Raw genomic sequence first — 13,600 nt, 5'->3', positions numbered from 1 at the left:
CTGAGTGAATGTCAACAACTTTTTTTCATTTAATTTTGAAAAATGTTTGAAACTCAATTGGCAACTTCGAAATAATAACATTCAACAAAAAGCTTGTCAACATTTATTTTTCGTTGTCACATCAACATGTTTCAGCAACGTTATTGATAATATCATATTGAAAAATAATGTCAAATACTTTTCATTACTTTTTCAAAATAATTTCAGTTAAACAGAAAAATGGACTAGCAAACTGCTAGCCCATCGCCACTTCTATTCCATAATGATCACTAATTGTATACTCATTTTTCCCATCGAAAACAACTTGATAGCTTTCAATCTGAAAACTTTGAGAAGTAAAAATGTAATCGATTCGAAGTTTCGCAGCATTTTCATCCCAGCCGTCGATTGATTTTTCGACTGTATTCTCGCCTATTTTTACCTTTGCTGAAGAAAAGGCATCCTCTAATTTCAATGAACTTCTATTAACCAGAGAATAGCCTTCATCGGCTTTCTTGGCATCATTATTGAAATCTCCCATTATAATCAATGACCCTTGTTTTTCTGACAAGTTTTTTTCCAATGCATGCCATTCGTACGCAAAAGCGTTTTCGTTCGTTTGCCACCAAGAAAAGTGACTGCTAACTACTATTAACTCCTGATCAGCGATCATTGTTTCACCAATTACTACCCTTCTCGTGTGATAATCTGAAGGGTCAGAGCTTTCAGATACTAATTGACTCGCTACTTTCATCGGCGTCTTAGACAATAGACCGATTCCTTCATGATAAATATCATAGCCGATATGATTGTAGGTCCAGCTCCAATAATAGCAACACCCCAGCTCTTTTAGACGTTCCGTTAAGCAGAACAGAAAATTGTCCTGATGAATGGTCTGCTGGTCTTCAGTTGGCTGAAAATACTTATCTACTTTTGCTAGTGGACTTGCAAGAAGCTGATTCACTTCCTGCAAGCCGATCAAATCATAGTTTTCTTTTGCAATACGTCTAGCCAATACCTCAATTTGCTGTTGGTCATTATCTTCCATCCAGCTATGAGTATTCAAGGTCAATACTTTGATTGCTCTCGCCCCACTTTAATAATCGATTGTTCCAATCGTTTCCCCACGAGAAACGAGTCCTGTTTTATCATAATGGTAATTTTTGATCTTGTCACCATTTGTGAACACGACGATCATCGTGGTCATTTTGCCAGCTTCTTGAATTTTGGCCAGATCAGCCACAGCAACAACTTTGCCCGCCTTGACTTTTTCGCCCTCACGAACTTTGATATTAAATGCTTCACCGCCTAGATCAACCGTATCGATCCCCATGTGGAGCAGCACTTCGATCTCATCTTCTGTTTTAATTCCAATCGCGTGCTTCGTTGGGAATACGGAAACAATCGTCCCTGAGACTGGACTGGCGATATCGCCATTTTCTGGTATAACAGCAAATCCTTCACCCATCATTTTTTGGGAGAACACTTCGTCCTGTACCCGATCAATCGGAATTAATTCTCCGTTGGCTGGCGCGGCGAACTCCATATGCAATCCTTTAAAGGATGCAGCAGCTTTTAATGGTTCATTCGAGTCATTCTGCAGATTGCTGGCGGGTATCTCCACACCTGAATCCAATAAATCTTGAATATCTGATTTCAAAATATCGGCTTTTGGTCCATAGACTGCTTGAACGCCGTTGTCTTTAACCAATAATCCCATCGCGCCTGCTTTCTTCCAAGCTTCTTCACCGCCGACGATATTATTATCCGCCACCGTCACACGCAAACGAGTCATACATGCATCGACATCCGTAATATTCTTTGGACCGCCAAGTAGATTAATAATTTTCACAATTTGCGAATCCGCTGAGATTGATCCATCTGCGGGTGCACTTGTTGTTTCTTCGCTATCTACTTCATAATTGCCGTTTCTTCCCGGCGTTGCGAAATTGAACTTTTTAATCATGAAGTTCGCAAAGAAATAGGTAAATACAGCAAACGCAATACTTGTTAGTACGAAGTTAAGCAGATCATTACCAAGCCCTGCTCGCAAGGCCATTGGAACACGAGACAATAGTTCTATATTCCCGAATGAGTGGACCCGTAAATTGATCACGTCGGCCATTGCAAAGGCCGCCCCTTGGATCACTGCATAACAAGCATATAACGGTACCGCCACAAACATGAACATAAACTCTAACGGCTCTGTAACCCCTGTTAAGAACACTGCTACAGCCGCAGAAAGGAACATCGATTTGTATTTTTTCTTCTTGTCTGGATCGACATTCCGATACATGGCTAAAGTTAACCCCATCAAAATACCGGAAGATCCGATCATTTGTCCCACTTTGAATCGAGCTGGTGTCCATTGAGTCAATACATGTTGATATTGAGACATGTCGCCGCCATTTTTTAAATTGACTAAGTCTGTGGCCCACGCCAGCCACAATGGATCTTGTCCAAATACTTGACTTCCTGCTTGTGCACCGGTCAAAATCTCGTAAGTACCGCCCAACTGAGTATAGTTGATCGGAATCGTCAACATATGATGTAGTCCAAATGGCAGAAGCAGCCGCTCCAAAGTCCCGTACAGGAATGGTGCCAGTATCGGGGCGGTATCCTGTGAGTTTGCGATCCACTTACCAAATTCATTGATTCCCGTTTGGATGATCGGCCAAAAGAATGCCAGCACCAAAGCGACAATCACTGAACGCAAGATAACCACAAATGGTACGAAGCGTTTTCCATTAAAGAAGGTCAAAACCTCCGGTAGTTTCCGGAAATTGTAGTATTTATTGTAGGCTGTCGCTCCGACAAAACCTGCAATGATCCCGACAAATACACCCATATTAAGAGCAGGCGCTTCTAAGACGCTTGTAAAATAGCCGTCGACTAAAATTTTCTGACCAAATAAAGTATGCGTTGTTGCTTCTGCATTAGCCAACATATCAGAAGTTACGCCGAAGATTGCGCCAGTGATTCGATTAATTAAAATGAATGATAGCCCTGCCGCGAATGCACCGCCAGCCCGTTCTTTCGCCCAACTTCCACCAATTGCTAAGGCGAAGAGTAAATGAAGATTACCAATAATGGCCCAACCTATGTTCTCAACGACTCCACCAGTAGTAACTAGCCAACCAAGATTTTCGTTGATCAATGGTAAAGATTTACCAATACTGATCATCAACCCCGCCGCCGGCATTACCGCGATTACCACCATCAGAGCTTTACCAAATTTTTGCCAAAACTCAAAACTAAAGATCTTTTTGATCCCTTTCATGTTTGTTCCTCCTTGTTTTAATGAATTAATTTTTCCAGGAAAAATTAGTTCGATCCGATGTCGCCTAACATACAACCAAAGTGCATACCCGCTATTACTGAGTGAACTCATAAGCAGGTCTGAATCTTTCTAACGAAAAAAATCAACGGATTCATTTATGCACGCCATTTTTCTTGTTGCCGTCGTTCTACGCAATCGGTTTCGCTGATTTGCATTATATACTCATTTCGTTTCTTTGTAAACTCTTTCACCTAAATTAATTTAAAATAAATCAATTTGTTAAACAAAACATCTTGCGAATTAAGTAAACAAATACTTGACTAACGCAACCGGTTGCGCGTATGATAGAGCTAAGAAAAATATTTGGATGTCCATTCAACTTTACGCAAAGTATATGATAAGAAAAGTTTTTTGCAGGATTAGTTGACTGATATACGGTATCCGAATTGAACTAATTTTCTTTGAAAAATTGTTCATTATTACAAATTAGGAGGATTATCATGAAAAAAGTTCAGCGTCTTTTTGAAATTGACCCATGGAAAATTCGAACGACTCAGTTAGATAAAGTAAATCGTCGTCTACAGGAATCATTAACTAGTATAGGGAACGGCTATATGGGGATGCGAGGAAATTTTGAAGAAAGCTATAGCGGAGATCATCATCAAGGAACTTACCTTGCAGGTATCTGGTTCCCTGATAAGACTCGTGTCGGCTGGTGGAAGAATGGCTACCCAGAATATTTCGGTAAAGTTATCAATGCCATGGATTTCATTCAAATGAAGCTATTCGTGAATGATCATGCGATCGATCTTGCCGTCACTGAAATTGAAGATTTTGATTTAGAGTTGAATATGCAAAATGGCGTACTCACTCGTACATTTGTTGTAGCAGTCGATGATGCAAAGATTCGTTTCACTTTCGAACGCTTTTTGAGTGTCATTAAACAGGAATTAGCTGTGATTCGCTTAACTGCTGAGTGTTTAGCTGGAGACGCAGAATTGAAAGTCATTTCTAAATTAGATAACAATGTTCAAAATGAAGATAGTAATTATGAAGAAATGTTTTGGTTAGAAAAAAATCGAGGACATCAAGAAGACATCAGTTTCCTAACCACCGAAACTGTTCCGAATAGCTTCGGGATCGAACAGTTTTCTGTAACCGGCGCCATGCAGCATATTAGCTCTGCAATCGGCCTGCAACAAGATGACACATTGGAAGTATCCGAGACCTTTACGTATGACTTAAAAGCGAACGAATCGATGCAATTGGAAAAACGCGTGGTTATCTTAACTAGCCGTGATGTTCCTGAATCGGAGCAAAGTGAAAAAGCCATCGAATTGCTGACGGACTATGCCGCTTCTTATGAAGAGCTGCTGGCTGAGCAAAATGAAGCATGGGCTAATCGCTGGGCTTTAGCGGATGTGTTGATTGATGGCGATGACGAAGCGCAGCAAGGTATTCGCTTTAATATTTTCCAATTATTCTCTACTTATTATGGTGAAGATGAACGCTTAAATATCGGTCCAAAAGGCTTCACAGGCGAGAAATATGGCGGTGCGACTTATTGGGATACCGAGGCCTATGCCGTGCCGATGTATCTAGGCATCTCAGATCCAAACGTAACAAAAAACTTGCTAAAATATCGCCACAACCAATTACCACAGGCACAACACAATGCTCGCCAACAAGGACTGAAAGGCGCGTTGTATCCGATGGTTACCTTTACTGGGATCGAGTGTCATAATGAATGGGAGATTACCTTCGAAGAAATCCATCGAAATGGCGCGATTGCTCATGCGATTTATAATTATACGACTTACACTGGCGACGAAACATACATCCAAAAGGAAGGACTTGAAGTGCTGACCGAAATTTCACGCTTCTGGGCCGATCGGGTGCATTATTCAAAACGCCAACAAAAATACATGATCCATGGCGTGACTGGACCAAATGAATACGAAAATAATATCAACAATAACTGGTACACCAATTATTTGGCGACTTGGGTCCTATCTTATACCTTGGAAAACTATAAAAAATACCAAGATCAGACAACGGTGGCAATCTCGCCAGAGGAACAAGCACAATGGCAGGATATTATCCAGCACATGTACTTCCCAACAGATAAAGAATTAGGTATCTTCGTGCAGCATGATACCTTCCTAGATAAGGATTTGATGCCGGCTTCTGACTTGGCACCAGAAGATCGTCCATTGAACCAAAATTGGTCATGGGATAAAATCTTACGCTCATGTTTCATTAAGCAGGCAGATGTTTTACAGGGGATTTATTTCTTTAACGATCAATTTACCGCTGAAGAAAAACGGAAAAACTTTGAATTTTATGAGCCAATGACGGTTCACGAGTCTTCCCTATCTCCTTCTATTCATGCGATTTTAGCTGCTGAACTTGGCTTAACAGATAAATCAATGGAAATGTATCAACGAACAGCGCGTCTGGACTTGGATAATTACAATAACGATACTGACGACGGTCTGCATATTACTTCTATGACCGGCAGCTGGTTGGCAATCGTTCAGGGCTTTGCGCAAATGAAGACACAGAGCGGTAGCTTGAGTTTTGCGCCGGTGATGCCGAAAGAATGGGATCACTATTCTTTCCATATTAACTACCGTGGCCGTCTACTAGCTGTAAGTGTGGACAAAAAAGAAGTGCAAATTGACTTGAAAGATGGGCCTACCTTAGCTATGATGCTTTATGGGAATGAAATTTCTTTGAGCGATTCTGTAGCGGTCCCACTAGAACAGGGGGAACCAAATGTTTAAAGGTGTTTTATTTGATTTAGACGGTGTGATTACCGATACTGCTGAGTACCATTATCTAGCATGGAAAAAACTAGCTGACGGATTGGACATCTCAATTGATCGCCACTTCAACGAGAAATTGAAGGGTGTAAGCCGTGAAGATTCGTTGCGGTTAATTCTCCAACACGGAAATCGCGAGGAAGATTTTTCCGAGGCTGAGTTCCAGCAATTGGCAAAAAAGAAAAATGATAATTATGTCGAAATGATTCAAGCTGTTTCACCAAAGGATGTCTATCCTGGTATTTTAGATTTGCTGAAGTCCTTAAAAAAAGCCGGCATCAAAATTTCTCTAGCTTCAGCTAGTAAAAATGGGCCTTTTCTATTGAAACAAATGGAACTGACCGAGTATTTCGATGGGATCGCTGATCCGGCAAAAGTAAAAGCTGGAAAACCTGCACCGGATATCTTTATTTTAGCTGCGCAGATTGTTGGTTTAAAACCTGACGAATGTATCGGAATCGAGGACGCTCAGGCTGGGATTGCTGCAATCAAAGGCAGCGGTGCTTTACCAGTAGGTGTTGGAAATTCAGATCAATTAGGCAGCGATATCGCATTGGTCGGTTCGACTGCTGAATTGAGTTTAGCTTATTTGGAAAAACAATGGAGTAAATAAATCTTTGAACAGAAAGGAGAGCGAAATATGACATCTACAGTTAAAGACGTGGCTAAAAAAGCGAAAGTCTCTCCTTCTACTGTTTCCCGTGTAATCAATGATCATCCCAGTATTTCGGCTGAGACGAAACAACGGGTGCGCAAGATCATGGATGAGATGGGTTATTTCCCCAATGTGACTGCGCGAAATCTCGGAAAACAGCGAGCAAATTCACTGGGCGTGATTTTACCGCCGCTTGATTCCCGTGAACGCTTAGGCAATCCATTCTATTTGGAGTTGTTAAACGCGGTCAATGAAACCGCGGCGGAGTTTCAAGTGACGACTGCTGTTGCTTCTTCCGATAACAGCGAAACGTTATTAGAAAATGTGACACGGATGCATCGCCAAAAGCAAGTCGATGGGTTTATCTTGGCTTATTCTGAAAAGGATGATCCGATCGCGGAATACCTTTATCAGAATAAGATCCCCTTCACCCTGATCGGCCGCCCACCAAAAAGAGAAGCTGACATCGTGTATGTCGATAATGACAATCAGTTGCTAGGGAAACAAGCGACAGAGCATTTGATTGAAAAGGGACACAAAAATATTTTGTTCGTTTCGAATGTGAATCAGGAAGTCATCTTCTTCGAACGTTATTTCGGCTATCAAGAAGCGATGATGCTTCAAGGCTTGCCGACACATCCGCCACTGACGATGCTGCAGCCGGAGGACTATACGCAATTTCCTGAAGTGATCAAGAAAACAGGCGCCACGGCATTAGTCGTGATCGATGATATTTTTGCCCTGCGCATGATTCAATTAGCAACATTGCATGGCTATAAAGTCCCAGATGAACTTTCAGTCATCAGCTTTAATAACTCAATTTTTGCGACATTAGTCCATCCCTATTTGACGACCATCGATATCGATATTTCTGATCTTGGTCGACTAGGCACACAAAAGCTGATGGAACAAATTGATCAGAAGCAATCCAGTGGCGTTCAATTAGTCGTTCCTCATCACTTAATCCAACGAGAAACGGTTCGCACGATTTAAATAATCCTTAAATACGACCTGCCTAACTTGTGGCAGGTCGTTCTTTTGGCTATACTAGCAAAAAATCAGAAAGAAAGTGGTATAGATGATTCTTTTTTTAGTTGTGCTTGCAGCACTCTTTCTGATCTATTGCCGATATTCCACCTATCAATTGGTCGAAAAGCATTTTAAGATCACAAAGGACACAAAACTCGTTATCGAAGAAGGACAGAAGGATGGATTAACAATCGCTCAAATCAGCGACAGCCATTTCTCCCCTTTTTATTCACCGAAGCGTTTTGATAAAATTATTGAGAAACTTAATGAAGCGAAACCAGATATCGTGTTGTTCACTGGTGACTTGATCGAAAACTATCGCTATTGGCAATCGCGGGATAACCAAGCGATCAGTCAGCAATTAGCGAAGATCGAGGCACCGAAAGGCAAATTCGCTATCCTAGGCAATCATGATTATCGTTCGGATGGGCATCAAGCAGTCAGTGAAATGCTGGCGGGCGGCGGTTTCACCTTATTGAATAATCAGAGTACTTTAGTGGAGCAATTAAGCTTGACTGGTATTGATGATGGACAAGTAGGTCAGCCGGATTATAATACACAGCCTCAAGAAGCAGAATTTTCGATTTTGATGGTGCATGAACCAGATCAGGTTCGGCACTTAACTGAGCTTGAACGTTTTGACTTGATTCTTTCGGGGCATAGTCATGGTGGACAAATTCGTTTCCCGATTTTACCTTATAAGAACTTCGGCTCAAAAATCTATGATCGCGGGATTTATGAGTTAACGCCGCAAACCAGTTTGTTCGTCAACACGGGGCTTGGAACAACTGGACCGCCGTTGCGTTTCAGAGTGACGCCAGAAATAGTCTATTTTCACCTATAGAAAAGAGTTTGGCAGAGATCCATCCACGGAAAACTGCCAAACTCTTTTATTTATGCACGCATTTTTTGTTTAATATAGGGAACCATCAGTGGTACTAATGAAACGAAGACGATCATCAGCATGATCAATGAGAAATGTTCGCTGACGATCGGGATATTTCCTAAGAAATAACCGGCCAGACTGACGACTGTTCCCCAGACGATCGCGCCGAAAATATTGAAACTTGAGAAAATACCCCAGTTCATTTTACTAGAACCGGCAATAAACGGGATGAAGGTACGAACGAAGGGCATGAAGCGTCCTAAGAAGATCGTCCACTTCCCTCGTTCATTGAAAAAGTTTTCCGCCTCACGCACCTTATCCTCTTTGATAAAACGGGAGATCGGACTATGATACAACGCCCTCACACCGAGCGTATGACCGATCCAATAATTCATCATGTCCCCTAGAATCGCGGCGATCACACAGATACCGATCACGTAGGGTAAATGCAGAACGTTTCCCCCTAGTGCAGTCAGCGCGCCAGCCGCAAATAAAAATGAGTCCCCAGGTAAGAATGGGAAGATGACAACCCCTGTTTCAATAAAAACAATTGCAAATAAGATTGGATAAATCCCTACACCATATTGGTGAACCAATGACACCATATGGGCATCGATGTGCAAAATAAAGTCAATCAAAGCCATTTAGTAAACTCCTTTAGAAAAGATTCATTCATTATCATACGCCTTTTCAAAAATAATAAAAGAAAGATTCGCTGTTCTATAGAAAAATTAAATTTTATTTGGAAAATGGTATAATAAGAAAAAAGATCAAAAGGAGTCCTTTATGAGCGTTCTTTCTCATATGAAGAGCATGCAGAAGGAAATGTCTGCTGCCGAAAAAAAAATTTACTGCTTCATTCGCGACAATAGCGAAAAAGCTTCAAGCATGACTGCTAATGAAATCGCGGAAGCCTCTGGAGCAAGCGCGCCAACCGTGGTACGTTTCTCAAAAAAAATGGGCTTTAACAGTCTAACTGACTTTAAGATCGAGCTTTCTGCCGAAACGATGCAGGAGCGCAGCAATAATACTTACAGCGATGTGGATCATGACGAACCCTTCCACAGTTTAAAGAATAAATTAGCCAGCAATGCCCGTTATACAATTGATGAAACGACCGCTTTATTCAATGAAGAAGTCTTTCTTAAAGCCTGCAAGCTATTAGAAGAAAAAGAATTCTGTTACGTTCTAGGGATCGGTGCTTCGAATTTGGCGGCTACCGATATCGTCCAAAAATGGAGTCGCTTAGGGAAAAATGTCATTAGCGAACAGGATTATAATACGATTTTGCCGCAGCTGGTTCTGCATCAAAAGGAAGCGGTGATTTGGCTGGTATCCAATTCCGGTCTGACCTCTGAATTAATCGCGTTGGCGGAAACGGCCAAAGATTTAGGTATCCCGATCATTACATTGACCCAATTTGGACAAAATCCGCTGGCCAAGCTTTCTGATGTGAGCCTGCAAACCTCTCGACCGACCGAAGCGACTTATCGTAGTGCCGCGACCGACTCGATCCTAGCGCAATTTATTACAGTGGATCTATTGTTTTACGTATATATCAGCCGTAATAAAGAAAATGCCGAAAAAATTTATACGACACGTGCAGTTGTGCAGGAATACCGGAAAAAATATTTTTAAATAGAAATAAATAGCCGGGTGAAAGGATTTACGAACCTTTCACTCGGCTGTTTTTATTATTGGAAAAATTCTTGAGCGATCGTTACACTGCTCAACGCATCTTTGGCGTAGTAATCGGCACCGACGAATTCGCGATATTCTTCATTCAGAACCGCACCGCCTACCATGAATTTTGTCTCCAGACCGGCTTCTTTGGCGGCTTGGATCGTTGCCTTCATATTCTGGACCGTGGTGGTCATCAGGGCACTTAATCCAGCGAGCTGAATCTTTTCTTCTTTGAGGGTCTCGATGACTGTTTGGATTGGAACATCTTTGCCTAGATCAATCACCTCAAAGCCATAATTTTCCAACACCATCTTAACGATATTTTTACCGATATCGTGGATATCTCCTTGAACGGTCGCCAAGAGGATTTTTCCTTTGGATTCGGATTCTTGCCCGTGAGCTTCAAAATATTGCTTCAGCACTTCTTGCGAGCGTTGCACCGCTTCCGCTGATTGCATCAGCTGCGGCAAGAACAAAGTCCCTTTTTCAAATTTCGCGCCCACTTCATCTAGTGCTGGAATAAAGAATTGATTGACGATCTCCAGTGGTGTCATAGTTTCCAGCAGCTGTTTCGTTAAAGCTGGTGTATCTTCCTTTTGCCCTTTTAAAATCAACGTCCTCAAATCAATATTATCCGACGTTGCTTCAACAGGTGTGGCGGACTGATTGCTGGTGATGGTTAATTGCTGACTTTTAGCTATATAATCCGTGGCATCGCGGTCTTGATTGTTGATGACTCTTAAGGATTGTACCATCTGCATCAGAAAATCCGATAATGGATTAACGATCGGTGCATTGAGTCCGGCTCCCACAGCCGCGGCTAGAAACGCCCCATTCAATACTTCACGATTTGGCAGACCAAAGGAGACATTACTCAAGCCAGCGACGGTCAATACGTTTAATTTCTCTCTGACCAATCTGATCGTATCTAAGGTCACCTGCACTTGATCTTGTTGAGCAGAGGCCGTTAGCACTAACGGATCGATCATGACATCCTCTTTGGGAATCCCATAGCTGGCAGCTGTTTTGACGATTTTTTCCGCGATTGCCAATCGTTTTTCTGCCGTCTCAGGAATACCCGTCTCATCCAGCGCTAAGCCTAGTACGACTGCGCCATATTTTTTGGCGATAGGAAACACTTCCCGCATGCTTTCTGCTTTGCCGTTCACCGAATTGATCAGCGGCCGACCGTTATAATAGCGGGCGCCCGCCTCAATAGCAGCGATGCTCACACTATCGATCTGCAAAGGGGCCGTTACGATTCCTTGTAGCTCTTGAACGACCTTCTGCATCATTTGGGCTTCATCAATTTCCGGCAAACCAACATTGACATCCAAGATATCCGCGCCGGCCTCGATTTGCTTCAGGCCTTCCTTTAGAACATAACTAATATCTTTTTTCCGCAGCGCTTCTTTCAGCCGTTTCTTACCGGTAGGGTTGATTCTCTCGCCGATCAGATGCAAGCCATCGTTCAAAATGACGGTTTGACTACCAGAGGTAACGGCTGTAACTTTTTGCGGCATGATTGTTGTCGCGGGCGTCTCATCGACTAATTGACGCATTTTTCCGATAAATTCTGACGTCGTTCCACAGCAGCCACCGACAATCCGGACACCGCTTTTCAGCATTTTTTCAACAGCTGAGCCGTAATCGTCCACTGTAAGCGAGTAAAAAGTTTGACCTTCCTTCATTTCCGGTAGACCCGCATTGGCTTGTACCATCACTGGTATGACAGCATACTTCAAGATTTCTTCCACGATTGGCAATAATTCCTTCGGTCCGAGTGAACAATTCACTCCAACGGCATCAATCCCTAATGATTGCAGAGTCAAGATCGCAGTGACAGGATCAGTCCCTACAAATGTCCGGCCATCCTCTTGAAAGGTCATGGTACAAAAAATCGGCAAATCGGTATTTTCTTTGATCGCCAGAATTGCAGCCTTCGTCTCTAACAAATCAGACATGGTTTCGATCACCACAACATCTGCACCCGCTTCTTCTGCCAACACCGCTTGCTCTTGGAACATCTCATAAGCCTGATCAAAACTCAACGTTCCCATCGGCGCCATCAATTGGCCGATCGGTCCCATATCATAGGCGACATATTTGGGCTGAGCAGCTCTTGCCAACTTAACGGCAGCGTAAATAATCGCTGGCAGCTCGTCTTGCTTTAATTTCACCCGATTAGCCTGAAAGGTATTGGTCGTAACGACATCCGCACCAGCTGATACATATTCCTGATGAATTTGTGTGATCGTCTCAGGATGACTCAAATTAAAATATTCCGGCTCTAGTCCAACAGGCAGACCCATTTTTTGTAGCATTGTTCCCATCGCTCCATCAAAGAGCAATCTATTTTCCTTTAATTCTTCGATAATCGTCATTTTCTCACCTTCGATATTCACAGATTTTATTCATGGAGCAGTCATTACAGGCCATTTTTTTGCGCCGTGGTCGAGCGACGGTTTCATCATCAAAGAGTCCGATGATCGCAGTGACTGATTTGCGAGGGATCATTAAGAAGTTTTCGGTTAGATTTATCCCTACTCGTTTCGTTGCATCGGTGACCGCTAAAAATTTTGCCTGTGTCTCGATTGACAAGTCTCCATAACCAGGACTGAAACGGCGGTTTAAGATCAGCTGCTCATCAGCTACCTCTTGTTCGATGGCACATTCGGCCAAATCACAGATTTTCTCAATAAATTCCACACAGCAGGCATCCAATATCAAAGCCTTGCTCATCTCGGTCAGTTCATACTTGCGAATCTGACGCTCCACTTCAATGCCCAAGGTCGCCGCCAGCAAAGCCACCTTTTTCGCGTATTTCAACTGATTGTAGATTGCTTTACCTTCCAAAACTAAATCCGTTCCTACTACCTGAATATTTTTCTCGATCTCATCAGGCTGACATGGAAAAATCAGAAACGTATAACGAGGATTCGCCACCTGCATAACTTCCAACATCAATTGCTGGATTTGCTGATCCATTTCTGGTGTCAGCTCCTGCTTGCGCCGATAACCTAGATAACGCAATATTTCTTTCTTCTCTAACTCCACTTCCATTAACCAAGCACCCCTACTTGTTCATTACGATCCTGTTCGTAGTTATAAAAATTCTTATCCTAGAGAATAGCATAAAAAAGACTGCTTGAATATCAAGAATTGTGAAAAACTTCATAATCCTTCGATTCTATCCTATTTCAAAAATCACACTGGACTTTTTCTTGAGTATAAGGAAGGAGGTAAAAGAATCGCACTCTTTC

Annotated in this window: 10 protein-coding genes; 5 read left to right on the top strand and 5 right to left on the bottom strand. The window is 42.3% G+C overall.

Annotation, left to right across the window (positions count from 1 at the left end; translation table 11 throughout):
• Window positions 1-235: 235 nt before the first annotated feature.
• On the bottom strand, window positions 236-1,051 hold the full coding sequence (locus AC4J95_RS17630; protein WP_494550972.1) for an endonuclease/exonuclease/phosphatase family protein: 816 nt from the start codon (window positions 1,049-1,051) through the stop codon (window positions 236-238).
• A 24-nt stretch (window positions 1,052-1,075) separates the two neighbouring features.
• Entirely contained in the window at window positions 1,076-3,259 is a 2,184-nt protein-coding gene (locus AC4J95_RS17625; protein ID WP_494550971.1) for a PTS transporter subunit IIBC, read from the bottom strand.
• Between the two features lie 500 nt (window positions 3,260-3,759).
• Here AC4J95_RS17625 and AC4J95_RS17620 point away from each other — a divergent pair, with 500 nt between their 5' ends.
• The 4 genes from AC4J95_RS17620 to AC4J95_RS17605 all read left to right on the top strand — a co-directional run bounded on the left by AC4J95_RS17620 (window position 3,760) and on the right by AC4J95_RS17605 (window position 8,612).
• Window positions 3,760-6,045, top strand: coding sequence for a glycoside hydrolase family 65 protein (locus AC4J95_RS17620; protein ID WP_494550970.1), 2,286 nt, complete (start codon window positions 3,760-3,762; stop codon window positions 6,043-6,045).
• Window positions 6,038-6,697 carry a beta-phosphoglucomutase gene (gene pgmB, locus AC4J95_RS17615; protein ID WP_494550969.1) on the top strand — a complete coding sequence of 220 codons (660 nt, stop codon included), beginning with the start codon at window positions 6,038-6,040 and terminating at the stop codon, window positions 6,695-6,697. Before AC4J95_RS17620 ends, pgmB begins: the two co-directional genes overlap by 8 nt.
• A 27-nt stretch (window positions 6,698-6,724) precedes the next feature.
• Window positions 6,725-7,732 carry a LacI family DNA-binding transcriptional regulator gene (locus AC4J95_RS17610; protein WP_494550968.1) on the top strand — a complete coding sequence of 336 codons (1,008 nt, stop codon included), beginning with the start codon at window positions 6,725-6,727 and terminating at the stop codon, window positions 7,730-7,732.
• A gap of 85 nt (window positions 7,733-7,817) precedes the next feature.
• Window positions 7,818-8,612 carry a metallophosphoesterase gene (locus AC4J95_RS17605; RefSeq protein ID WP_494550967.1) on the top strand — a complete coding sequence of 265 codons (795 nt, stop codon included), beginning with the start codon at window positions 7,818-7,820 and terminating at the stop codon, window positions 8,610-8,612.
• 50 nt (window positions 8,613-8,662) lie between these two features.
• On the opposite strand, the gene AC4J95_RS17600 is transcribed toward AC4J95_RS17605, so the two are convergent.
• Window positions 8,663-9,298: a VTT domain-containing protein gene (locus tag AC4J95_RS17600; protein WP_494550966.1), complete on the bottom strand. Its 636-nt coding sequence runs from the start codon at window positions 9,296-9,298 to the stop codon at window positions 8,663-8,665.
• A gap of 142 nt (window positions 9,299-9,440) precedes the next feature.
• Between AC4J95_RS17600 and AC4J95_RS17595 the strand changes: the two genes are divergently transcribed.
• Window positions 9,441-10,292, top strand: coding sequence for a MurR/RpiR family transcriptional regulator (locus AC4J95_RS17595; RefSeq protein ID WP_494550965.1), 852 nt, complete (start codon window positions 9,441-9,443; stop codon window positions 10,290-10,292).
• Window positions 10,293-10,348: 56 nt separating this feature from the next.
• Here the strand turns inward: AC4J95_RS17595 and AC4J95_RS17590 are convergent, their stop codons facing one another.
• Both AC4J95_RS17590 and AC4J95_RS17585 read right to left on the bottom strand, forming a co-directional pair.
• A complete protein-coding gene (locus AC4J95_RS17590; protein ID WP_494550964.1) occupies window positions 10,349-12,721 on the bottom strand; it encodes a homocysteine S-methyltransferase family protein in 2,373 nt (790 codons plus the stop codon).
• A gap of 4 nt (window positions 12,722-12,725) precedes the next feature.
• A complete protein-coding gene (locus AC4J95_RS17585; RefSeq protein ID WP_494550963.1) occupies window positions 12,726-13,400 on the bottom strand; it encodes a vitamin B12 dependent-methionine synthase activation domain-containing protein in 675 nt (224 codons plus the stop codon).
• Window positions 13,401-13,600 lie beyond the last annotated feature (200 nt).

This window comes from Enterococcus sp. GPZ-007 (genome assembly GCF_059374735.1).
The sequence above is the reverse complement of the archived record's forward strand: the minus strand, read 5'-3'. Positions and strand labels throughout refer to the sequence as shown.